Below are 20,409 nucleotides of genomic sequence, written 5' to 3' on the forward strand. Positions count from 1 at the left end.
TGCATCTCACCAGCAACGGCCTAAGGAACAAACCTCCAGCCTCGGTTGGACTGATCCTATCGCCGCCCCTCGCGCAGCCATCCGCCGGTGATAAGGCCCGCCGCCAGCAGCAGCATGGCCCAGGCGGGCAAGAGCGGCGTTTGCCTGACATCGCGCGTCTCATATGCGTCGCGCGGCGTCAGCCCGATCCAGCCGCGCCCGGCGGCGGGGCGGCCCGCGCGCACCTCGCGCAGGCGAGGTAGCCCTTCCTCTAGGCGCAGAATGCCGCCGCGCGTTGGCGCGATCAGCGGTTCCATCACTTCCCCTGTCGCGATGGTCTGCTCGAATTCGCGCGGGGCAGCGGGGCCAAGGCCGATCACTGTCTTCTGGTCGCCCTCCTGCAACCGGTACAGCCCGATCTCGGGGCCGTCATACAGTGCCTCGAACCGCCCCGGTGCGACCTGTTCCAGCGCCAGATCCAGCGTTTTGCCGTCGGGCCGCGTTACCGTCACCGCACCGACCTCGTCGCCCAAACTGCGCCGGACAATGCGCATGCGCTGTCCGGTCGCTTCGGCCCAAAGGGTTTCCTCTTCCAGTTCCGGCTCTTTCATCATCCAGTGGGCAAGGCGGCGCAGCAGGTCCAGTTGCGGCCCGCCGCCCTCAAAGCCTCGATTCCACAGCCATGCCTGATCCGAGGCCAGCAGCGCCACCCGTCCCTGTTCCACGCGATCCAGGATCAGCAGCGGGCGATCTTCGACCCCCTGCATCAGCACATCACCCGAGGTCGTTTCGATCTCGATCTGGCGCAGCCACGAGCCCCAGTTCTCCTCGCCCTGCAGATCGGCGGTCACCGGATGACGCTGGCCGAGATCGGTAAGTGCGGGGTGATAGGGCTGTTCGATCACCCGTGCGCTGGGTTCGGCGGGCAGAATCGCGCCCAGCGGCGAGCGCCAGATGCTGTCGGCACTGGCGAAATCCGGCCCCGCCGCGACCAGAACCGCGCCGCCCTGGCGCACGTAATTGGCAACATTCTCCAGATAAGACGCCGGCAGGATGCCCCGCCGCTTGTAGCGGTCAAAAATGATCAGGTCGAAATCGTCAATTTTCTCAAGAAACAACTCGCGCGTGGGAAAGGCGATCAGGCTCAGTTCGTCGACCGGCACGCCATCCTGTTTGTCGGGCGGGCGCAGAATGGTGAAATGTACCAGATCGACCGAGGAATCCGATTTCAGCAAGTTACGCCATATTCGCCCGCCTGCATGCGGTTCGCCCGAGACCAGCAGCACACGCAATCGGTCGCGGACACCGTTGATCTGGACCAGCGCGGTGTTGTTGCGGGCGGTAATCTCGCCTTCGGCTTCGGGGACGGTGAACTGGATCACGTTGCGTCCGCCATGGGGCAGGGTCAGCGGCAGGTCAATATCGCGCCCAGTCGGGATTTCAAAGCGCTGTGCCGCGCCGCCGTCGACCGAAATTTCCAGCGGTGCGATATTGGCGGTTTGCGGTACAGCGCCGCTGTCTTCGACCCTGAGGGTCAGGATGACCGGCTCACCGATGATGGCGAAAGCCGGGGCGTTGGTGACGATCAGGCGGCGGTCCCAGTCGCTTTCGCGCCCCGTCAGCAGCAGATGTAACGGCGCGGGCAGGGGCGGGGCGCGGTCGATGTCATGCACCCGCCCGTCGCTGAGCGCGATGATCCCAGCGATGCGTCCCTGCGGTTCCTCAGCCAGCGCCTCGGCAAGTGTTTCCAGCAGGCGCGTGCCTTCGTCACCAGCGCCATCAGGCACCGTGACGCGGCGCAATTCGGTGTGTGGGCGGGCCTCAATCTCGGCGGCGAGGGCCTCGGCTGCCGCTTGCATCTGGGCCGGACGGTCAGAAAGGTTCTGGCTGGCGCTTGCGTCCTCGACCATCACCACGATGTCGGACAACGGTTTGCGGTCTTCGACGCGATAGACCGGTCCGGCCAGCGCACCCAGCAGTGCTATGGCGGCCAGCGCGCGCAGCGCCCAGCCCGACAACCCGCGCCACAGTGCCAGTGTCACGCCAATCAGCGCCACCAGCCCCAGCGTGGCGATCAGCGGCCACGGGAGCAACGGATCAAAGACGACCCCCCCGGTCATTGGCCCAGCCTGTCCAGCAGGGCCGGCACATGCACCTGATCGGATTTATAGTTTCCGGTCAGCACATGCATCACCAGATTGACGCCGAAACGGCCGGCCAGTTCGCGCTGCCGCTCGCCTGCATAGCCGCGCCCAACCGGCAAAAGCGGCCGGCCATCGGCGTCAATCGCCCAAGCCGAGGCCCAGTCATTGCCCCCGATGACCACCGGCGTCACGTTGTCATTCAGGTTGCGGAACGGCATGCCCTCGATCTGCTGCGCATCCGGCGGCGCGGCCTCGACCCAGATATCGCGACCGCTGTAGCGGCCTGGAAAATCCTGTAGCAGATAAAAGGCGCGGGTTAGAACATGGTCCGGCGGCAAGGGTTCCAGCGGCGGGATGTCCAGCGGTGCAGCCAGATCCTGCAGCTTGCGCCCGTTCGGGCTGGCGGCACCGAACCCGGCAACATTGGCGTCACGGGTGTCGAAAAGGATCAATCCGCCCGAACGCAGATAGTCGTTCAGCTTGGCATAGGCCGCCGCCGAGGGCGTTGGCTGCTCCGGGGTGATCGGCCAGTAGAGCATGGGAAAGAACGCCAGTTCATCGGATTCAATGTTCACGCCGATTGGCGGGGCGGGTTCGACCGAAGTGCGGAAAAACAGCGTATCCGACAGACCCATCAGCCCCGCGTTGGCGACCTCGTCCAGTTGCTTATTGCCGGTCAATACATGCGCCAGCACCAGTTCGCTGGTGGCGCGCACGGCGAAATTGTCGTTCTCCTGCGCCAGTCCCGGTTGCGGCATCAATAGCAGCGCCACCAGAACGACGGCAGCGCGCCGCATTGGTCCTAAACGGCCCGACAGCGCCAGCGCGGCGATCACATCCGCCGCCAGCAAAATCAGCGCCAGCGCCAGCAACGCGCCGCCCAGAGGGCGTTCAGGGGCAACCGACAGCCCTTCGACCGGAACGTCTGCAGGCCAATCGGCGGGGGCGAGCGATATATCCGCCTCTAGCACATTGCGCGCCAGCTGCCGCTCCTCGCTGGCATAAAGGCCGGGGCGCAGATCAGGGCCGAGCGGCGCATCGGCCAGATCGGCCCCGGCGACACCGGGCAGCGCACCGGCATCGGAAAGGCTGCCGAAGCCGTCCATCACCTGTACCGGTCGCCATGTGGTGCCTTTCAGGTCTGCCGCATCCGGTGTCGTGCTCGATGAGGATACCGCCAGCCGTTCCAGCATCTCGACGAACAGGCCGGAAAGCGGCAGGCTCGACCATTCAGCATTGGCGGTGATGTGGAACAGCACCACCTGCCCCTGTCCGATCCGCTTGCGCGTGACCAGCGGGGTGCCATCGTCAAGCTCGGCGATGACCCGCTCGGACAGCGTCGGGTCGGGTTGGGCCATGACCTGCGCCGAGACGGTGACATCTTGCGGAATCGCCAGCCCGGCAAAGGGCGAGTCGTCGGCGAACGGTGCCAGTGTCTTGGGTGCGCCCCAGCTCATCGCGCCGCCCACACTGCGCCCGCCCGCGCGCAGGCGCACCGGCATCAGCGGATCTTCGTCGGCACGGCTGACATCGCTGGCGGCAAGGCGCGGTCCGGCAAAGCGAAGCAGCATGCCGCCTGCTTCAACCCATTCGCCCAAAGCCGCGGCCTCGCCCGGCGACAAGGTGGCGACATCGGCCAGAACGATCACATCGGGCTTGGCCGGGACCAGATCCTCCAGCGCGCCGGTCAGCAGATCGGCATTGGGGGCCAGCGCCTGTTCCAGAAAATGCAGCGGCGAGAGTAGTTCCAGACCCTCGCGATCCGCGCGCCCGGCGATCAGCGCCACTTCGCGCCGGCGCAGCCCGTCATCAACCAGTGCGGTGCCACCGGCGGAGCGCTGGCCGCCGATCTCGAACCGGGTGATGCGTGCACGCAGTTCCGACGGCAGGGACAATGCCGCCTGCGCTTCCAATTCGCCCGCGGCAAAACGGGCCGGGACCGTGGCGAGGGTGCGCGCGGTGCCGCCCGGATCACGCCCCTGCGCCAGCACCGTGACCTCGCGGGCGGCCAGATTTTGCGAGCGATGGACGGTCAGTTGCACCGCGCCGTCCTCGAAGGTGGCCGGGGACAGGCCCAGAACCGCCGCGCCGGTCTGGAACACGCGCAGATCGCCCCGCGCCTGCAAGGCGGCAATAAGGTCAGTGCGCTGGGGAAAATCCAGCCCGTCGCTCAGCCAGTGCGTATCAAACCGCTTGCCCGCATCTGCCAGCGCCGCCAATGCAGCGTCCACCTGCCCCCCGGTCGGCTGCCACGGCTGCGGCGTGAGCCCCGCCAGACGGCTGCGCCAGATATCGGCGCCCCGAAAATTGAGCGGTTCGGGTGCCGTCAGAGACAGGACCGCGACGGGGCGGCTCGCGCGGGCGGCCTCGGTCAGTTGGGACTCCAGCAGTTCGATCTTGTCACCCCAAGACGCGGCCCCGGCCCAGCTTGCGTCAAGCAGGATCAGCAGCGGCCCGCTTCCTGCGGGTCGGGTTTGCGGGTTCAGCACCGGTCCGGCCAGCCCAACGATCATCGCCGCGACCGCCAGCATTCGCAGCAGCAACAGCCACCACGGGCTGCGGTCCGAAACGCTTTCCTCGTCGCTGAGCCCCAATAGCAGCGCCACGCCCGGAAACCGGCGGCGGATCGGCGCGGGTGGCACGGCGCGCAAAAGCAGCCACAGGATCGGCAGCGCCGCCAGCCCCAGCAGCAGCCAGGGCGCGGCGAATCCGATGCCACCCAGAACCGTCATGCAAACCCCCGATCCAGCGCGCGATACAACCATAACAGTGCCGATTGGGCGCTGTCACCGGTGTGGTGCAGCCCCATCTGCCAACCGGTCACGCGGGTCAGCTGCGCCAATTCGTCTTTGCGCCGTGCCAGTCGGTCGAGGTAGCGCGCGCGCAGATCGCCCGCCTTCAGCGTTTCGTGGTGCAATGTGCCGCCAACACTTTCAAATATGGTACGCCCCTGAAACGGAAAGCTCTCTTCCGCCGGGTCCAGCACCTGCAAGACCACGCCGCGCACGCTTCGGTCGGCGGCTTTGGTCAAGGCCACGCGCAGCTCCTCGATATCCCCCAGAAAATCCGAGATGAACACCGCCTGCGCATGCGGGATCATCGCGCGGTGGTCGGGTGTGGCGTAATCCTGCGGCGCATCCACCGCCAGTGCCTGCGCCAGCCGTGCGATCTGCACCTGCCCGCGCCGGGGCGGCAGGCCGATGCCGGAGAGCCCGACACGCTCGCCCCCGCGCAGCAGCAGGATGGCGAGGGCCAGCCCCAGCAGCCGCGCGCGGTCGGCCTTGGTCGGCAGGGTCTCGGTCGAGGCAAAGCGCATCGATGCGCCCTGATCGACCCAGAGCATCACCGATTGTGCAATCTGCCATTCGCGTTCGCGCACGAATTGCTGATCGCCTCGCGCCGAGCGGCGATGGTCGATCATCCGGCGGCTGTCACCGATCTGCGCCGGACGGTATTGCCAGAAATCGTCGCCCAATCCGGCGCGGCGGCGGCCATGTTCACCCAGCAGGACCGTGCCCGCCAGATGTTCGGCCCGCGCCAGCAGCGGCGGCAGCCGTCCGGCCTCGCCCTCGGCGCGTTCGCGTAAGGTGGGCGGCGGTGTCACGCGACAGCCTCGTTTCGGGACAGGCTTGCGGCGGTGCTTTCGATCAACTCGGCCAGACTGTCGCCCCGGGCGCGGGCGGTGAAATTCAGCGCCATGCGGTGGCTCAGGACCGGGCGGGCCATGTCGATCACGTCTTCGGGATTAGGGGCCAACCGTCCCTGTAACAACGCGCGGGCGCGGACCATCAGCATCAGCGCCTGCGCTGCGCGCGGGCCCGGCCCCCAGGCAACGGTGTCCCGGACGCGCGCCGAGGCTTCGGGTTCATCGGGACGGAAGGCGCGCACCAGATCAAGGATCAGTTCCACCACAGATTCGCCCACCGGCATCCGCCGCAACAACGTCTGCGCGGCCAGCAAATCCTCACGCGTGAACACCTGATCGGCCTGATCATCGGTCACGCCGGTGGTGGCCATCAAGATGTCGCGTTCGGTGTCGCGGTCGGGGTAGTTCACGTCGATCTGCACCAGAAAACGGTCTAGTTGGGCTTCGGGCAGGGGATAGGTGCCCTCCTGTTCAATCGGGTTCTGGGTCGCCAGCACATGGAACGGCGCGTCCAGTTTGCGATCTTCACCGGCGACGGTGACAGTATGTTCCTGCATCGCCTGCAGCAGTGCCGATTGCGTGCGCGGGCTGGCGCGGTTGATCTCGTCCGCCATCAAAAGCTGGCAAAAGATCGGTCCCGGCACAAAGCGGAAATGCCGCCGCCCGTCGTCAGCCGTATCCAGCACTTCGGAGCCAAGGATATCGGCGGGCATCAGATCCGGCGTGAACTGGATCCGGTTGCCATGCAGGCCCATGACCACGGACAGGGTTTCGATCAGCCGCGTCTTGCCCAGCCCCGGCAGACCGATCAGCAACCCGTGCCCGCCGCAAAGCAAAGTCGCCAGCGTCAGGTCGACCACCCGTTTCTGACCAATGAAACGCCGCATGATCGAGGCGCGGGCGCGGGTGATGTTTTCCTCCAGCGACTCGATTTCCGCCAGCAATTCGCTATGATCGGGCATAATATTCCTCTCGCCGGACATATGTGGTCAGGTGACTCTATCGCGTTAGGAGGGAATGGCAAAAGCAATGAGCGGACACATGACCGTTACCGCATCCGCCGAGGGCATCGCCGCGGCCGTCAGGGCAGCCAGCAAGGAAACCAGGGGCCTGCCGCCTGTGCATCTGTGGAATCCGCCGTTCTGCGGTGATCTGGATATGCGCATCGCGCGGGATGGCACGTGGTTTTATCTGGGCACCCCAATCGGGCGGCCAGAAATGGTGCGGTTGTTTTCGACGATCTTGAAAAAGGAAAACGGCAGACATTATCTGGTGACTCCGGTCGAAAAGATCGGGATCACAGTTGATGACGCGCCGTTTGTCGCGGTCGATTTCACCTCAACGGGGGGCGGACGCGATCAAACCCTCACGTTTTCCACCAATCTGGGCGATACGGTGACCGCGGGGCCCGCACATCCGATCCGGGTTGAACGTGACGCGGCTGGCGAGCCCTCGCCCTATGTGATGGTCCGCGCCGGGCTCGAGGCGTTGATCGACCGCAAAAGTTTCTACCGTCTGGTCGATCTGGGCGCGCATCACGACGGCTGGTTCGGGCTGTGGTCGTCGGGGCAGTTTTTCGGAATTATTCCGTCCGACGAGTTGCCGGACGGGTAATCGGGTCAAAGCCGGTTTGGCTAGGTCAGTGCGCCGCCGCCCAATTCGGCCCCTGTCCGGCCTCGACCGTCAGTTTCACGTCCAGATGTACGGCCGGATCGGGCGCGGATTCCATCACGTCGCGGGCGCGGGCGACCACCTCGTCAACCGCATCTTCGGCCACTTCGAACAGCAATTCGTCATGCACCTGTAGCAGCATCTTGGCGGGCAACCCCTCGATCGCGTCGGGCATGCGGATCATGGCGCGGCGGATGACATCGGCAGCGGTGCCTTGGATCGGTGCGTTGATGGCAGCGCGATAGGCGAATGCGGCGCGCGGTCCCTTGGCGTTGATTTCCGGCGTGTGAATCTTGCGCCCGAACAGGGTCTGCACGAATTCATGCTCTTTGGCGAAGGCCTTGGTCTTGTCCATATAGGCGCGAATGCCGGGGAAGCGTTCGAAATAGCGGTCGATAAAACCCTGCGCCTCGGCCCGGGGAATGCGCAGATTGCGCGCAAGGCCAAAGCCGGAAATACCATAGATCACGCCAAAGTTGATCGCCTTGGCCTGACGGCGGATATCCGGGGTCATCTCGTCCATCGGCACATTGAACATTTCACTGGCAGTCAGCGCATGAATGTCCAGCCCGTCGGCAAAAGCCTGTTTCAACTCGTCGATATCGGCCATATGCGCCAGAATACGCAGTTCGATCTGGGAATAGTCGAGGCTGACCAGAACATTGCCGGGCGCGGCGATAAAGGCCTCGCGGATGCGCCGCCCTTCCTCGCTGCGCACCGGGATATTTTGCAGATTCGGATCGGTCGAGGCCAGCCGCCCGGTATTTGCCCCGGCGATCGAATAGCTGGTGTGGACGCGCCCGGTTTCCGGGTTGATATGGGTCTGGAGCGCGTCGGTATAGGTCGATTTCAGCTTGCTCAGCGCGCGCCAGTCCAGCACGCGACCGGGCAGGTCGTGTTCGGTCGCCAGTTCCTCAAGCACAGTCACGCTGGTGGTATAGGCGCCGGCCTTGCCGCGCTTACCGCCGGGCAACGACAATTTGTCAAACAGGATTTCACCCAGTTGCTTGGGGCTGCCGACGTTGAATGTCTCTCCGGCCAGTTCATGAATTTCCGCCTCAAGCGCCGCCATCTTCTGGGCAAAGGCGCTCGACATCCGCGACAGGGTATCGCGATCCACCTTGATGCCGTGCATTTCCATCTGCGCCAGCACCGGTACCAGCGGACGTTCCAGCGTTTCATACACCGTGGTCACCTGCGCGCGGTGCAGGTTCGGCTTGAACGCCTGCCATAGCCGCAAGGTGATGTCGGCATCTTCCGAGGCATAGCGCACCGCATCGGCCACCGGCACCTTGTCAAAGGTGATTGCCGATTTTCCGCTGCCCAGAAGCGGCTTGATCGGGATCGGGGTGTGGCCCAGATAGCGCTCGCTCAGCGCATCCATGCCATGGCCGTGCAGCCCGGCATGCATGGCATAAGACAGCAACATCGTATCGTCGATCGGCGCGACGTTGATCCCGTTGCGGGCCAAGATCTTGGCATCAAATTTCATATTCTGCCCGATTTTGATGACCGCCGGGTCCTCAAATACCGGTTTCAGCATCGCCAGCGCCTCGTCCACGGGCATCTGCCCCTCGGCCAACTCGTCCGACGCGAACAGGTCACTGCCCGCGCTCGCCTTGTGGCGCAGCGGGATATAACAGGCGTGGCCCGGCTCGACGCAGAGTGAAATGCCAACCAGGTCGGCCGTCATCTCGTCCAGTCCGGTGGTTTCGGTGTCGACGGCGACATAGCCGCGGTGATGGATCAGGTCGATCCAGGTCTGCAGCCCGGCTGCGTCGCTGATGTGATCATGGGTCGCCTGGTCAAAATCGGGCGCATCCGGGGTTGCGCTGTCGTCGCCGATGGGCGCGTCGGAAATCACCGGCGGTTCGACATTCAGATGTTCGGCGATGCGCCGGCTGAGGGTGCGGAACTCCATTTCGGCGAGGAACGGCAGCAGCACATCTGGATCGTATTCGCGCACCTCCAGATCGTCGAGCGTGAAGTCCACCGGCGTGTTGCAATCCAGCTGTACCAGCTTCTTGCTCAACTCGATCTGCGCGCGCATCTCGATCAGGGTCTGGCGGCGTTTGGGTTGTTTGATCTCTTCGGCCCGGTCCAGCAATGTTTCCAGATCGCCGTATTCATTGATCAGCAAGGCGGCCGTCTTGACCCCGATGCCAGGGGCACCGGGCACGTTGTCGACACTGTCGCCGGCCAAAGCCTGCACATCGACCACCCGTTCGGGCGACACGCCAAAGCGGGCCTCAACCCCTTCGACGTCGATCACGGTGTTCTTCATCGCATCGAGCATTTCAACCCCGCCGCCGACCAGTTGCATCAGGTCTTTGTCGGAGGAGATGATCGTCACCCGCCCGCCCAGTTCGCGGGCCTGACAGGCGAGGGTCGCGATGATGTCGTCGGCCTCGAAGCCTTCAAGCTCTTCGCAGGCGATGTTGAAGGCTTCGGTCGCGGTGCGGGTCAACGGGATTTGCGGTCGCAGATCCTCGGGCATGGCATCGCGGTTGGCCTTGTATAGATCGTAAAGATCGTTGCGGAAGGTATGGCTGCCCTTGTCAAAGATCACCGCTGCGTGGGTCGGAGCATCGGGTCCCGAGTTATCGGTGACATAACGGTGCAGCATGTTGCAGAAACCGGCAACCGCTCCGATCGGCAGCCCGTCAGAGCGGCGGGTCAGCGGTGGCAGCGCGTGATAAGCACGGAAGATGAAAGCCGATCCGTCGATCAGATGCAGGTGGCATCCCTTGCCAAACTTCATAGGACGAACCTTTCTGCTATATTGCGACCAGCCAACGCCATCCGGTTGCGATGGTCGGTCGCTCACGCTTCTTTCTGGTCTTAAATACCCATAGCGCGCCGTCAACGGCCTGCGCGACTGGATTTTTTAGCTACCGGTGTCGACCTTATCTTTATGATCCCGATGCACGAAGCGTGCATCACAATAGCCGCATTCGACCCAGCCCTTATCCTGCGGGATCTGCAGCCAAACGCGGGGGTGTCCCAGTGCGCCCTCGCCACCGTCGCAGGCGACGCGATAGCTGTCCACAATCCTGATTTCCGGCGCTTCAATGGTCATCGGCTGGGGGTCCTTTTGGTTGTCGGCCCTGCGGGCATGCGTTAGGGGCTTTATGAGCCATGGCAAAAGCGGGGGCAAGAGGCGGCAATGACACAGGATGCGATCCGGATCGAAGGGTTGACCAAGATCTATCGCGCGCAGCGCAACCAGCCGCCCAAACATGCGCTGAAGAAGATCGACCTGACGGTTCCGCAGGGCTCTGTCTTTGGCCTATTGGGGCCGAACGGGGCAGGCAAATCCACATTGATCAACATTCTTGCCGGGCTGGTTGTGAAAACCGCCGGCAAGGTAACGATCTGGGGCTTTGATCAGGACCGCAACCCGCGTCAGAGCCGGGCGTCGATCGGGGTCATGCCGCAGGAGTTGAACCTCGACCCGTTCTTTACCCCGCGCGGCGCGCTTGAAGTGCAGGCGGGTTTGTACGGATTGCCGCGATCTCAGCGGCGCAGCGACGAAATACTGGAGATGATCGGGCTCAGCGACAAGGCCGGGGCCTATGCCCGCACCCTATCGGGGGGCATGCGCCGCCGTCTGCTGCTGGGCAAGGCGCTGGTGCACAACCCGCATATACTGGTGTTGGACGAGCCGACCGCCGGGGTCGATATCGAATTACGCCAGATGCTGTGGAGCAATGTGCGTAAACTCAACGAGGCGGGGATGACGATCATCCTGACCACGCACTATCTGGAAGAAGCGCAGGACATGTGCGACCGGATTGCGATCATCAACGAAGGCGAGGTTGTGGCCCAAGACAGCACCGGAAACTTGCTGGACCGTCTCGACGCGCGGGCTATGATCATCCATCCCGACGGACCGGTCGAGACAATGCCGCAAGGCGAAGGAATCACTGCCGAACAGCGCAATGACGGTGCGATCGTGATGTCCTATCAAAGCCGTCAAATCAGCGCCGAGCAGGTGCTAGCGGCAGTGCGCGCGGCGGGAATCACCATTCGGGACGTCAAGACGCAAGAGCCGGATCTTGAAGATGTGTTCCTGGCATTGACGTCATCGGTCGGACCGGGGGCGCCGCCCCCGGACCCCCGAGATATTTCTAGCAAGAAGAAGGTTTAAGTGTTGCTCAGACCGTAACAGTCTGTACCAGACGGTCGAGCATTCCGTGACAAGCTTGTAACTGCTCCAGGGATACGAACTCATCCGGCTTGTGGGCTTGCTGGATCGAGCCGGGGCCGCAAACAATGGCAGCCATGCCCATCTGCTGGAACAGCCCGGCTTCGGTCCCGAACGGGACAACATCGGCCGAATTGGTGCCAAGCAGGTCAAAAAGCAGATCGCGGGCGGCGTTTTCATCCATCGGCTCAAGCCCGCAAACCTCGGCGATGGTTTCGGTGTTTATATCCGCTTGCGGGCTAATCTTGCGCATGGCGGGCAGCAACACGTCTTCGATATGTCGGGCGAGCCGTTCCTTGACGAGATCCGCATCGGATTGCTGCACTGGGCGCATTTCCCATTCGACCTCGGCCTTGCCTGGAATCACGTTATGGGCGCTGCCACCGCGGACCGCGCCGATATTGATCGTGCTCCAAGGCGGGTCGAACCGGCTTTCCAGTGGGGCGCGGCGGATCAGGCCCTCGCGCAGCGCCATCAGCTTGCTGACAAAATGCACGGCGAATTCGACCGCATTCACGCCGCGGTCGGGCATTGATCCGTGCCCCTCAAGCCCGGTAAAGCGCGTGGTATATTCGCTGCAGCCCTTGTGGCCTTCGATCACCTTCATCTCGGTGGGTTCGCCGATAATTGCCATTGCCGGCCGAATGTCGCGTTTTTGCAATTCCGGCACCAGTGCCTGAGCGCCTAGACAGCCGACCTCTTCGTCATAGGTGAACGAGAAATGCACGGGCCGGTGCAGGTCGCGGTCGGTTAGGTCGCTGGCCATTGCGACGGTGGCGGCAATGAAGCCCTTCATGTCGCAACTGCCGCGCCCGTAAGCTCGATCATCCTCAAGCCGCATTGCAAATGGATCGCTGCTCCAGTCCTGATCGGTGACCGGCACCACATCGGTATGGCCCGACAACACAATACCACCGGGGCGGTCGGGGCCGATGGTGGCGAACAGTGTCGCCTTTTGCCCGCTATCATCGTGGAACAGGTCGATGCGCGCGCCGCATTTCTCAAGCCGTCCGGCCAGATCATCAATCAGATCGAGATTGCTATCGGCGGAGACGGTCGGATAGGCGATCAGCCGCTCCAGTAGCGAGATTGTATCGGCAAGGCGGTCGGTCATGGCTTTACGAACATTTTTCGGGGCCGATTGCAGAAGGTTTCTGCAGGGCCGGTTTCCCGGATCAGGATGCTTTCGGTGATTTCGAGCCCCCAATCCTTCATCCACAGGCCGGGCATGAAATGGAATGTCATACCCGGTTGCAGCACGGTTTCATCCTCGGCACGCAGCGAGATCGTGCGCTCGCCCCAATCGGGAGGATAGCTAAGTCCGATACCATAGCCACAGCGCGCGCCACGTTCAATGCCAGCCCGTTCCAATGGGGCGGCCAGCGCATTGGCGATGTCGCAGGCGCGGTTGCCGGCGCGGGCGGCCTCCAGCCCGGCCTCCAGCCCCTCGATCAGGGCGGCCTCGGCGCGCAACAGGAAATCGGGCGGCTCCCCCAGAAACAGGGTGCGGCAGAACGGGACGTGATAGCGCCGGTAACAGCCAGAAATCTCAAAAAACGTTGCCTCGCCACGTGCGAAGGGGCGGCCATTCCATGTCAGGTGCGGCGCGGCGGCATCGGTGCCCGAGGGCATCAAGGGCACAATGGCCGGATAGTCGCCCCAAGCGTCACCGACACCGCGGATCGCGTCACGATAGATTTCAGCGACGATGTGGTTCTTGGGCACGCCAGGTTCGACACGTTCCAGCAGCCCGTCCACGATCTTTTCGGAGATTGCCGCGGCTTTGCGCATGAACATGATCTCGGCAGGGGATTTGATCGCCCGCTGCCAGTTGACCAGTCCGGTGGCGTCGGCCCACCGCACCTGTGACAGTTCCGCGTACAGCACGTCCATTGCGCGGGCCGAGAAGTAATAATTGTCCATCTCGACTCCGATCCGGGCGCGCTCCAGCCGCAATTCGGACAGGTGACCGGCCAGATCCTCCATCGGGTGGCGTTCAGTGGATTGGACGAAATTATCGGCATAACCATGCACCCGGTCGGGACCCATCCAGACCGTGCGCAGCGCGCCATGGGAATCCTGATTGCGGCCCCACCAGATCGGATCAGCGTCGGGCAGCACGATCACGCCCTGATGCACATAGAAGGACCAACCATCGTAGCCCGTTAACCAAGCTTGATTTGACGGGTCGGTGACGAATAGCGCGTCCAGCCCGGCCTTTTCCATCGCTTCGCGGGTGGAAGCCAGGCGCGATTCATATTCCGCGCTGGTAAAGGAAAGGTCATAGGCGGTCATGTGAAATCCCCCATCTCAAGGGCCATATCACTGTCCTAGACCAACAAAGCCGATGCAACAAAGCCCGCATGTGAAACTTGCCGGGAAAACGGTCATTCTGTCTGATTTTGCGGGGAAAATCAGCGAAAATGGCTGGCGCAGGCTGTCCGCGCGCTGGCCTTGCGCTGCGAGCGGTTCCTGTGTTTACTTTGCCGGATGCGGGAACGCGGTGCCCCCTTGGCGCCCTTGATAACCCCGATCGAGCATTCCGTTTGCAATATGCTGCCATTCACAAGGAGGCATCACCCATGCCCAAAGGTTATATCATCGGCCATATTACCGTCACCGACCCCGAGGCCTATAAGGAATATGTCGAACGTGACACGCCAATCCTGCAGCGGCTGGGCGGGCGTTTCGTGGTGCGCGGCGGCGAATCAGAGGTCGTGGAAGGTACGACGAACGAACGCCATGTGGTGATCGAATTTCCCAGCTATAAGGCCGCGCTCGACGCCTATAACAACGCGGATTACCAAGAGGTCGCCGAGATCCGCCGCCGCGCTGCGGAAAGCGTGATGATCGTGGTCGAAGGCACCTGACAGGCGGGCCGCGCCCGCCCGCTTGCTTTAGCGTAGCCGGTTCAGCAATTGCAGCGAGGCGTAGCCGTCCGGTGCCATCCCCTGGGCGATCTGGAACGAGCGTACGGCGGAAATCGTACGCGGGCCGATTCGACCATCGACGCCCTGCGTGTCAAAGCCTCTCTCGGTCAGGCGTTTCTGCATCTCCATGCGCTCGTTCTGTGTCAGGGCGCGGTCGCCACGGGGCCATTCGGCTTGAATGGGCGCGCCGCCCTTCAGACGGTCACTGAGATGGCCCACGGCGATCACATAAGCGTCGGCGGAATTATAACGCTCGATCACCGCGAAATTATCGAAGATCATGAAGGCCGCGCCGCGCCCGCCCGCGGGCAAGAGGATTGCACCCTCGCCGTGATTTGGCACTGGCTGGCCATTCACGCCGCGCACCCCGATCCGGGCCCAGTTGGCAGGTGATTTGGTGATGGCGCGATCAGCCAGCGCAAAGTCAAAACCACGCGGCAGGGTCACCTCGACCCCCCACGGCTGGCCCTTTTTCCAGCCAAATCGGGCCAGATAGGCGGCGGTCGAGGCCAAGGCGTCGCTGGGGTCGTCCGACCAGATATCGCGCCGCCCATTGCCGGTGAAATCGACCGCATATTCCAGATAAGAGGTGGGCATGAACTGGGTATGCCCCATCGCGCCGGCCCAGCTTCCGGTCATGTTGCGGGGGCTGGTGTCGCCGTTCTGCAGGATTTTCAATGCCGCGATCAGCTGCTGTTCAAAGAATGCGCCGCGCCGCCCATCATAGGCCAAGGTCGCCAGCGATGTCACAATATCGTTCTTGCCGCGAAAGCTGCCATAGGCGCTTTCCAGCCCCCAGACGGCTGCGACGACCTCTTTTTCGACGCCGTAACGCGCCTCTATCGCCTGCAACCGTGTGCCATGATCGCGCAGCGCTGCCTTGCCGTTGGCGATGCGGGTATCTGACACGGCGCTGTCAAGATATTGCCAGATCGTTCTGGTGAATTCCGCCTGATTGCTGTCGCGGGCAATCACGTCCGGATCGTAACGCACGCCGTCGAACGCTGCGTCCAGCACCTGCGCCGAAATACCAGCTTCCATGGCGCGGATGCGAAAGCCCCCGATCCAATCTTGAAAGCCATGGTTCAGCGCAACTTCATCCGATGTTTTGACCATGGATGCCTTTCGAAGAGAGGGCCGCAGCGATTGCGCCACCAGCGTCTTGGCAGATGGCATGATGCCCTGCTGCCCCGCTGGGCGGGTTATCGGCCTTGGCGATTGCTCGACCGCCTGTGCCATCATTCCAGTGGTGATGAATACGCCGAAGAACGCGGCGCCTGCCCATAGTCGCATTTTTACTGCCCCGGTTTGCCCGATTGTTTGCCTTTGGCAAACATACCCGAATCCGGGCAATCGCAAAAGGCTTGAGTGAGCCTTGGGCCCAAGCCTATTTGCGTTTGCGGACGACCTTCCGTTTGATCTTGTCGGCCTTGCGCTTGGCCTTGGCAGCCTTGCGTCGGGGGCTGCGCCCGGCGGGCGAGCGCGGGCGGGGCAGGGGGCTGTCCTCTAGCTCCAGTAGTTCCAGTTCCAAGCCACCGGTCATCGGCGCAGCCTGCGCCAGACGCACGGTGACCCGTTGGCCGATACTGATCACCACGCCGGTATCCGCGCCCATCAATGTGCCGGCTTCGCGGTCGAAATGGTAGTATTCGGTGCCCAGTGTGCGGATCGGGATCAACCCGTCGGCGCCAGTTTCATCCAGTGACACGAACAGGCCAAAACGCGCGATGCCGCTGATCCGCCCGCCAAATTCGCTGCCCACGCGCTCGGACATATAGGCGGCAAGGTAACGGTCGGTGGTGTCGCGCTCGGCCATCATCGAGCGGCGCTCGGTCTCGGAAATATGTTCGGCGATGCGGTCCAGTCGGTCGATCTGGTCGGCGTCAAGTCCGTCCTTGCCCCAGCCATGCGCAGAGATCAGCGCGCGGTGCACGACCAGATCGGCATAGCGCCGAATCGGCGAGGTGAAATGCGCATAGCGGGTCAGTGCCAGCCCGAAATGGCTGAAATTTTCGGGCGCGTAATAGGCCTGGGTCATCGCGCGCAATGTCGCCATATTGATCAGTTCTGCGTCATCGCCGCCAGCGGCTTGGTTCAGCAGGTTGTTCAGGTGCCGGGTCTGCAACACCTGCCCCTTGGCCAGCGTATAGCCCGAGGCGGTGGCGGTTTCGCGCAGCGCCTCAAGTTTCTCGGGCGTTGGCTCTTCATGCACCCGGAACAGCAGCGGCGTGCGTTTGGCGATCAAGGTTTCGGCGGCGCAGACATTGGCGAGCACCATGAATTCCTCGATCAGGCGATGGGCATCCAGCCGTTCGCGGAAATTGACCGCGGTGACGGTGCCGTCTTCGTCCAGTTCGATCCGTCGCTCGGGCAGGTCCAGATCCAGAGGCTGACGTTTCTTGCGGGCCTCGGCCAACGCGCGATAGGCGGCAAAAAGTGGTTTCAGCAAGGGATCAAGCAGCGGACCAGTGCGCTCGTTCGGGTTGCCATCAATGGCCTCTTGCACCTCGCCATAATGTAGCGATGCGCCCGAGCGCATCATGGCGCGATGGAAGCGGTGGCTGATTTTCTGACCGAATGCGTCGATCTGCATCCGCACGGCGATACAGGCGCGCGGCACGCCTTCGTGCAGCGAACACAGATCGCCCGACAGCCGGTCGGGCAGCATCGGCACAACGCGGTCGGGGAAATAGGTCGAGTTGCCCCGCTTGAAGGCGTCGCGATCCAGTGCGGTGCCGGGGCGCACATAGGCGGCGACATCGGCGATGGCGACCCAAATTACATGGCCGCCTTCGTTGTTGGGATCATCGTCGGCATGGGCATAGCAGGCATCGTCATGGTCGCGCGCGTCCGACGGGTCGATGGTGACCAGCGGCAGGTCGCGCATGTCTTCGCGCCCCTCCAGCCCGACGGGCGACATCGCGTCGGCCTCGGCGATCGTTTCATCGGCAAACTCGTCAGGGATGCCGTGCTGGTGGATCGCGATCAGCGACACCGCTTTGGGCGAGGACGGATCGCCGAGCCGGTCCAGAATGCGGGCACGGGGCAGACCAAGCCGGCCCCTCGGCCCGCTTTGCTCTGCTTCAACCAACTCACCGTCTGCTGCGCCGCCAGTGGCATTCTCGGGGACGAGCCATTCCTTGTTCTGGCCCTTGTCGATGGGCACGATGCGCCCGCCCTCGGAGCCTTTGCGGTAGATACCAACGATCTTGGCGGGACTGCTGCCGATGCGCCGGATTAGCCGCGCCTCGTAATTATATTCCTCTTCATGCACCACTGTCAGGCGGGCGAGGATGCGGTCGCCTTCACCCAGCGCCGGATCGCTGGCGCGCGGGATTATCAGCACCGCGGGTTCCACCCCTTCGCCGTGCCATTCCAGTGGTCGCGCGAACAGATCACCGTTGGCGTCCGGTGCCTTGACCTGCAACACGCTGACCGGCGGCAGGCGGTCGGGGTCGTGATAGGTCTTGCGGCGCTTTTCCAGATGGCCCTCGTCCTCAAGTTCGCGCAGCAATCGCTTGAGATCGATTCGCGCAGCCCCCTTGATGCCAAAGGCCTTGGCGATAGCACGTCTATTACTGAGGGTCGGGTTGGCGGAAATCCAGTCGAGGATCTCGGCCTTTGTAGGTATGCGCGTCATATCTCTGCCCTAACACGGGTTTTGCGTGTCGTCATCGGCAAAAAGATCGGCAGCAGTGTCGATATCGCGGAGATGGTCAACCAAGGCGATTCTGGCGTCGGGCAGGCTTGCCATGCTGTCACTCAGGGCATGGGGCGAAGACCAGCGCACATCGGCGAAGATGCTGGGGGGCACGCGGTGCGAGTGCTTCAGCCCGACCAGCCAGTAACCGCCATCGCGGGCAGGGCCGAATACCGCGTCATGCGCGCCAAGCGCGGCGAAAGCACGCGCCACATGGCGGCGGCGCAGGGCGGGAATGTCGGCCCCGATCACGCAGACCGGACCTGCCGGAGCCGCCCGCATTGCGCGCGCCATTCGCGTGCCCAGATCGCCGCCGCCTTGCGGAATCCTTGCCAGATCGGCGGGCCAGATTCGGCTGGCCATTCCGGCCCGGTCCGGTGTGACCGCGAGCAGCAGATGCCAGCGCGGGTCGCGGATTTCGCGCAACAGACGGACGCATTGGTGACGGAACCACCACGCGGCGCGAATCATGCCGATATCGCGCCCCAATCGCGTCTTGACCCGGCCGGGGCGCGGTTCTTTCAACATCACGATCAGGGTTTGGCGTTTCAAGCGAAGTAATCTCGCAAGATGCGGGTATAAAGCGCTTTCAACTGGTGAATCTGGTCGATTTCCACATGTTCATCGACCTGGTGCATGGTCTTGCCGACAAGGCCGACCTCGACCACCGGGCAATGGTTCTTGACAAAACGCGCATCCGAGGTGCCACCCGAAGTGGACAACTCCGGCGTGATCCCGGTTTCTGTCTTGATCGCGCCCTTGATCAGATCCGGCAACGGCCCCGGCGGCGTCAAAAAGCTTTCGCCGGAAACCTTGATCTCGGTCGTGATCTCGACGCCGAATTTCTGGGCGATCATGTCGGCCTGATCGCGCAGCCAGAGGGAAAGGCTGTCACCGCTGTGACTGTCGTTAAACCTTATGTTCACCGTCGCGCGGCATTGTGCAGGGATCACATTGGTCGCCGGATTACCGGTATCAATGGTGGTGATCGCAAGAGTGGAAGCATCGAAATAATCGGTCCCTTGGTCGAGTTCATGGTGCGCCAGCCGATCCAACAACCGCACCAGCGCGGACAATGGATTGCGCGCGCGCTGTGGATAGGCGACATGGCCTTGGCTGCCGGTCACGGTCAGCCACGCATTCAGCGAGCCGCGCCGGCCGATCTTGATCATGTCACCCACACGTTCACGGCAGGTCGGTTCGCCCACAAGGCAGACCGACATCGCCTCGCCGGCCTTGGCCATGTGATCGAGCAGGGCAAGCGTGCCATCCTGTGCGTCGCCCTCTTCATCGCCGGTGATGGCAAGAATGATCGCGCCCTTGGGGGGGGTGTCGCGGACGAAATCCATTGCTGCGGCGGCGAAGGCGGCAACGCCCGATTTCATGTCGCAGGCCCCGCGCCCATAAAGTACGCCATCGCATTCCACAGCGGCAAAGGGCGGCACGCTCCACTCTGCCAAGTCGCCAACTGGAACCACGTCGGTATGCCCGTTGAAGCCGAAACTGCGGGGGTGGCCTTTCGGGCCCCAGCGCGCGAACAGGTTGGCGATGCCATTCCGATCGGCGCGAACACAGTCGAACCCCGCCGCCGCGAGTCGGGTTTCCAGTAATGTCAGCGCGCCGCCTTCTTCGGGAGTGACCGAGGCGCAGCGAATTAGATCGGCAGACAGAGCGACGGGGTCGGTGTTTGACATGGTCCTTCCAATCCTCTGGATCTGTTCGGCAGGGTCAGTGCGGCCCGGTCTCCTCATCGAAAAACGGTGTCATCTGCGCGACGATCACCGCGTTCTCGTCCAGCGCGCGCTGCATCAGCGCCCGTTCTTCGGCAGCGATTTCGTGGCCTTGCGCTTCGCGTTCGGGCAGGGTGCCGTATCCGGTCACGTCCAGTGGCGCGGTATCGGCCTGTTTCAGGATCGCGACAGTCTCGCGCACTGCTTCGGCCTCGTCCACGCCCGAGGCATAGATTATCAGCGCCGCGCCTGTCGCGCCATCGGGCAGCCCGTCACCGGCTTTGCGGCCGATCTGAACCAGCAGCGTATACACCTGCTGGCGGCTGGGTTTTCTGGTTTTTGGCTGATCAGACATGAGAAGGGCCACCATTGTGAACAATGGCAGCCCTAGCGCGTCCGTGC

16 protein-coding genes are annotated in these 20,409 nt (G+C 63.2%); 3 read left to right on the forward strand and 13 right to left on the reverse strand.

Annotated elements, in window-relative coordinates; all coding sequences use genetic code 11:
* Window positions 1-56: 56 nt before the first annotated feature.
* Genes JAO82_RS12380 through JAO82_RS12395 form a run of 4 tightly spaced genes read right to left on the reverse strand, consistent with a single transcriptional unit; the run spans window position 57 to window position 6,731 of the window.
* Window positions 57-2,099, reverse strand: coding sequence for a hypothetical protein (locus tag JAO82_RS12380; RefSeq protein ID WP_198686704.1), 2,043 nt, complete (start codon window positions 2,097-2,099; stop codon window positions 57-59).
* Entirely contained in the window at window positions 2,096-4,855 is a 2,760-nt protein-coding gene (locus JAO82_RS12385; RefSeq protein ID WP_198686705.1) for a DUF4159 domain-containing protein, read from the reverse strand. The genes JAO82_RS12380 and JAO82_RS12385 overlap by 4 nt, the downstream gene beginning before the upstream one ends.
* Window positions 4,852-5,727, reverse strand: a complete 876-nt coding sequence (locus tag JAO82_RS12390) for a DUF58 domain-containing protein (protein ID WP_198686706.1) — start codon at window positions 5,725-5,727, stop codon at window positions 4,852-4,854. Before JAO82_RS12390 ends, JAO82_RS12385 begins: the two co-directional genes overlap by 4 nt.
* Entirely contained in the window at window positions 5,724-6,731 is a 1,008-nt protein-coding gene (locus JAO82_RS12395) for an AAA family ATPase (protein WP_198686707.1), read from the reverse strand. Before JAO82_RS12395 ends, JAO82_RS12390 begins: the two co-directional genes overlap by 4 nt.
* 79 nt (window positions 6,732-6,810) lie before the next feature.
* Here JAO82_RS12395 and JAO82_RS12400 point away from each other — a divergent pair, with 79 nt between their 5' ends.
* Window positions 6,811-7,383 carry a DUF1285 domain-containing protein gene (locus JAO82_RS12400; protein ID WP_198686708.1) on the forward strand — a complete coding sequence of 191 codons (573 nt, stop codon included), beginning with the start codon at window positions 6,811-6,813 and terminating at the stop codon, window positions 7,381-7,383.
* Window positions 7,384-7,408: 25 nt separating this feature from the next.
* Here JAO82_RS12400 and polA read toward each other — a convergent pair whose 3' ends face one another.
* Both polA and JAO82_RS12410 read right to left on the reverse strand, forming a co-directional pair.
* Window positions 7,409-10,201 carry a DNA polymerase I gene (gene polA, locus JAO82_RS12405; RefSeq protein ID WP_198686709.1) on the reverse strand — a complete coding sequence of 931 codons (2,793 nt, stop codon included), beginning with the start codon at window positions 10,199-10,201 and terminating at the stop codon, window positions 7,409-7,411.
* 126 nt (window positions 10,202-10,327) lie between these two features.
* Entirely contained in the window at window positions 10,328-10,519 is a 192-nt protein-coding gene (locus JAO82_RS12410) for a zinc-finger domain-containing protein (RefSeq protein WP_198686710.1), read from the reverse strand.
* An 87-nt stretch (window positions 10,520-10,606) separates the two neighbouring features.
* Here JAO82_RS12410 and JAO82_RS12415 point away from each other — a divergent pair, with 87 nt between their 5' ends.
* A complete protein-coding gene (locus tag JAO82_RS12415) occupies window positions 10,607-11,590 on the forward strand; it encodes an ABC transporter ATP-binding protein (RefSeq protein ID WP_198686711.1) in 984 nt (327 codons plus the stop codon).
* A 7-nt stretch (window positions 11,591-11,597) separates the two neighbouring features.
* Here the strand turns inward: JAO82_RS12415 and argE are convergent, their stop codons facing one another.
* Both argE and JAO82_RS12425 read right to left on the reverse strand, forming a co-directional pair.
* The gene (argE, locus tag JAO82_RS12420; RefSeq protein WP_198686712.1) at window positions 11,598-12,761 is read right to left on the reverse strand and encodes an acetylornithine deacetylase; all 1,164 of its coding nucleotides are present in this window, start codon (window positions 12,759-12,761) and stop codon (window positions 11,598-11,600) included.
* The gene (locus JAO82_RS12425; protein WP_198686713.1) at window positions 12,758-13,942 is read right to left on the reverse strand and encodes a M24 family metallopeptidase; all 1,185 of its coding nucleotides are present in this window, start codon (window positions 13,940-13,942) and stop codon (window positions 12,758-12,760) included. The genes argE and JAO82_RS12425 overlap by 4 nt, the downstream gene beginning before the upstream one ends.
* Window positions 13,943-14,229: 287 nt before the next feature.
* On the opposite strand from JAO82_RS12425, the gene JAO82_RS12430 reads away from it, so the two are divergent.
* Window positions 14,230-14,517: a DUF1330 domain-containing protein gene (locus JAO82_RS12430; protein WP_198686714.1), complete on the forward strand. Its 288-nt coding sequence runs from the start codon at window positions 14,230-14,232 to the stop codon at window positions 14,515-14,517.
* Window positions 14,518-14,544: 27 nt separating this feature from the next.
* On the opposite strand, the gene JAO82_RS12435 is transcribed toward JAO82_RS12430, so the two are convergent.
* The 5 genes from JAO82_RS12435 to JAO82_RS12455 form a co-directional block, all read right to left on the reverse strand.
* Window positions 14,545-15,870 carry a lytic murein transglycosylase gene (locus tag JAO82_RS12435; RefSeq protein ID WP_198686715.1) on the reverse strand — a complete coding sequence of 442 codons (1,326 nt, stop codon included), beginning with the start codon at window positions 15,868-15,870 and terminating at the stop codon, window positions 14,545-14,547.
* 94 nt (window positions 15,871-15,964) lie between these two features.
* A complete protein-coding gene (rnr, locus tag JAO82_RS12440) occupies window positions 15,965-18,217 on the reverse strand; it encodes a ribonuclease R (protein ID WP_198686716.1) in 2,253 nt (750 codons plus the stop codon).
* Window positions 18,218-18,226: 9 nt separating this feature from the next.
* The gene (locus JAO82_RS12445; protein WP_198686759.1) at window positions 18,227-18,805 is read right to left on the reverse strand and encodes a TIGR04282 family arsenosugar biosynthesis glycosyltransferase; all 579 of its coding nucleotides are present in this window, start codon (window positions 18,803-18,805) and stop codon (window positions 18,227-18,229) included.
* 20 nt (window positions 18,806-18,825) lie between these two features.
* On the reverse strand, window positions 18,826-19,971 hold the full coding sequence (gene dapE, locus JAO82_RS12450; protein WP_198686717.1) for a succinyl-diaminopimelate desuccinylase: 1,146 nt from the start codon (window positions 19,969-19,971) through the stop codon (window positions 18,826-18,828).
* Window positions 19,972-20,005: 34 nt separating this feature from the next.
* Entirely contained in the window at window positions 20,006-20,377 is a 372-nt protein-coding gene (locus tag JAO82_RS12455; RefSeq protein WP_232897382.1) for a hypothetical protein, read from the reverse strand.
* Window positions 20,378-20,409: the final 32 nt, after the last annotated feature.

Source organism: Pontibaca salina, assembly GCF_016307205.1.
Lineage (GTDB): Bacteria > Pseudomonadota > Alphaproteobacteria > Rhodobacterales > Rhodobacteraceae > Pontibaca > Pontibaca salina.

What these genes read in the sequence shown, in the direction of transcription:
- JAO82_RS12380 (WP_198686704.1), bottom strand. Translation starts at nt 2,099, where the DNA reads ATGACCGGGGGGGTCGTCTTTGATCCGTTGCTCCCGTGGCCGCTGATC.
- JAO82_RS12385 (WP_198686705.1), bottom strand. Translation starts at nt 4,855, where the DNA reads ATGACGGTTCTGGGTGGCATCGGATTCGCCGCGCCCTGGCTGCTGCTG.
- JAO82_RS12395 (WP_198686707.1), bottom strand. Translation starts at nt 6,731, where the DNA reads ATGCCCGATCATAGCGAATTGCTGGCGGAAATCGAGTCGCTGGAGGAA.
- JAO82_RS12400 (WP_198686708.1), top strand. Translation starts at nt 6,811, where the DNA reads ATGACCGTTACCGCATCCGCCGAGGGCATCGCCGCGGCCGTCAGGGCA.
- polA (WP_198686709.1), bottom strand. Translation starts at nt 10,201, where the DNA reads ATGAAGTTTGGCAAGGGATGCCACCTGCATCTGATCGACGGATCGGCT.
- JAO82_RS12410 (WP_198686710.1), bottom strand. Translation starts at nt 10,519, where the DNA reads ATGACCATTGAAGCGCCGGAAATCAGGATTGTGGACAGCTATCGCGTC.
- JAO82_RS12415 (WP_198686711.1), top strand. Translation starts at nt 10,607, where the DNA reads ATGACACAGGATGCGATCCGGATCGAAGGGTTGACCAAGATCTATCGC.
- argE (WP_198686712.1), bottom strand. Translation starts at nt 12,761, where the DNA reads ATGACCGACCGCCTTGCCGATACAATCTCGCTACTGGAGCGGCTGATC.
- JAO82_RS12425 (WP_198686713.1), bottom strand. Translation starts at nt 13,942, where the DNA reads ATGACCGCCTATGACCTTTCCTTTACCAGCGCGGAATATGAATCGCGC.
- JAO82_RS12430 (WP_198686714.1), top strand. Translation starts at nt 14,230, where the DNA reads ATGCCCAAAGGTTATATCATCGGCCATATTACCGTCACCGACCCCGAG.
- JAO82_RS12435 (WP_198686715.1), bottom strand. Translation starts at nt 15,870, where the DNA reads ATGCGACTATGGGCAGGCGCCGCGTTCTTCGGCGTATTCATCACCACT.
- rnr (WP_198686716.1), bottom strand. Translation starts at nt 18,217, where the DNA reads ATGACGCGCATACCTACAAAGGCCGAGATCCTCGACTGGATTTCCGCC.
- JAO82_RS12445 (WP_198686759.1), bottom strand. Translation starts at nt 18,805, where the DNA reads ATGTTGAAAGAACCGCGCCCCGGCCGGGTCAAGACGCGATTGGGGCGC.
- dapE (WP_198686717.1), bottom strand. Translation starts at nt 19,971, where the DNA reads ATGTCAAACACCGACCCCGTCGCTCTGTCTGCCGATCTAATTCGCTGC.
- JAO82_RS12455 (WP_232897382.1), bottom strand. Translation starts at nt 20,377, where the DNA reads ATGGTGGCCCTTCTCATGTCTGATCAGCCAAAAACCAGAAAACCCAGC.